At 42.1% G+C, this 1,891-nt stretch carries 1 protein-coding gene; it reads right to left on the bottom strand.

Translation table 11 applies throughout. The features are described from left to right. Positions 1-1,829 (bottom strand): VirB4 family type IV secretion/conjugal transfer ATPase (locus tag ACFING_RS09645; protein ID WP_375630736.1); only part of this gene is annotated, 1,829 nt, incomplete at its 3' end. Positions 1,830-1,891: the final 62 nt, after the last annotated feature.

The following is a 1,891-nucleotide window of genomic DNA, read 5'->3' as shown; positions in this document are numbered from 1 at the left end:
GGACGAATTTCATTATTGTCTAAAAAATCCGTCATGTCATAACCAATAAATTTTGCATCAATGCCAATGTCGTCATCAGGATTGTCAAAAACCCACCCTAAGGCATTGCCTTTACACCATCTTTCTAAACGACCCGATATCCCCTCCCTGTGCGTGGTGTCAAAAAACATTTGTAAGGCGGAGATCGTCCGTTGTTCTTTGGGTAATAAGGCAAGTTGGTCAACAGCAGCAGAAATATCTTGTCTTTCTGATTCACTGATCTTTTGATCTTCAGACGAAACAAGCTTTATAATCCATTGGCGTAAAAAAACTCTATCTGCTGGATTGTTATAGTCTAAGCCTTTTAGCGGTGCTATGCCTGTCGGTCTACCATTCTTCAAGGGCATATAAGTGCCGCCACCCGCTCTGACAAAAAGTTCTGCACCCCGATCTTTGTCAAAAAAGACCATATTGGGATCATGCTTTTGAAGTTGCGCTAAAAGAAAATTGACAATAACCGTTTTCCCAGAACCAGAGGGACCACAAACAAACGTATTGCCTAAATCTCCAAAGTGAAAGTTAAAATAAAACGGTGAACCAGCAGAGGTTTTCATCAAGGCTACCGCTGGTCCCCATACATTGCCATCTATTTTTCCAACCGGAAAAGAATGAAAAGGAGAAAGCGCTGCATAATTGCGGCTTGTTATTGCACCAGAGCGGGTGCGATAAGCATAATTGCCAGGCAATTGTGCCCACCAAGCCGCCACTAACCCTAAATCTTCCCGCGCAATGACAGCCCCACCATTTGTAAGATGAGAACGCGCTTTGGCAAGATTATCCGCTAATTCTTGCGGCGTATCAGCAAAAACTGCCAATGATAAATGATGTTCCCCTAAAACAAAACGATTGGATTCAAGATCATCAAGCGCATCATCCAGTTCCATAATTTGTGAACCTGCTCGATCTCCTGCATTGACCATTTGATTCTGTTTGCGCCCCATAATCTGTTTGGCAGCATTTTTGCTCTTGAAAATAAAAGATTGGGTGAAAATAAACTCAAAGGGAAGGGTGAGCAAACCATCCGCCATGCCTACCCTGGTTTTTGCTGGATATTCTTTCCAACCAAACATGCCCGCAAACCGCTGTGCCGCCTCATAGCGTATTTCTATGATCTCTTTCCCAAAAATGAGACGGTCTGAATAAACAGTCGAAGCTATCGTCCCCCATGTGAGAGGGATACGTTCACGACGACCTCCCACCAATTGGTGGATAAACTCACTTTGCTGCGAATAAATATTACCTTCATGTTCATAAAGACTCAGTCTTTTTGCACCATAGCGCTCTAAATTTTGAATAAGATCTGTTGTAATATCTTCAAGCTTGCGAATGGACTCTGCATCAACTTCTGTCTTTTCTTGCTTGGCTTTGCCTAAACGTTTGAAAAACTCCACTAATTTATCCGTTTGATCAACGTGTGGATTCCACAAAATAGAAAGATAAAGATCATTGCGATAAAGCTCCTGTGAAATCATCCGGTCGCGATATTTATCATCTAATTGCTTGGCAAATGCCGATCTGAAATTCCCATCCGGATAAATCGTTTCACGCTTTCTGATAATATGGCTATAAAGCGCTATCCGTTCATCCGCTATGTTTTTAAACAGATTATTGAGCTGTTCGTGAAGCACATTCAGATCAATAATATCTGCTGTCTCAAAGTTAATCCCTTCAAGTTTAATAACGCTCATGAGAGCGCGTGAATCCAGCGCAATGATGTGCTTGTTGACATGGCGCACATAAGGAATGATCGCTTCTGGCTGCTTTTCACGTTTGCGCTCTGTTCTATTCATTGTAATTCCTCATAATTACGAATTAATCGTAATGGAGAAATACTTCCCCCACCCCATAGACT

Origin of the sequence: Bartonella sp. AP150HLJHH, from assembly GCF_042196385.1 — a bacterium.
GTDB lineage: Bacteria > Pseudomonadota > Alphaproteobacteria > Rhizobiales > Rhizobiaceae > Bartonella.
The sequence above is the reverse complement of the archived record's forward strand: the minus strand, read 5'-3'. Positions and strand labels throughout refer to the sequence as shown.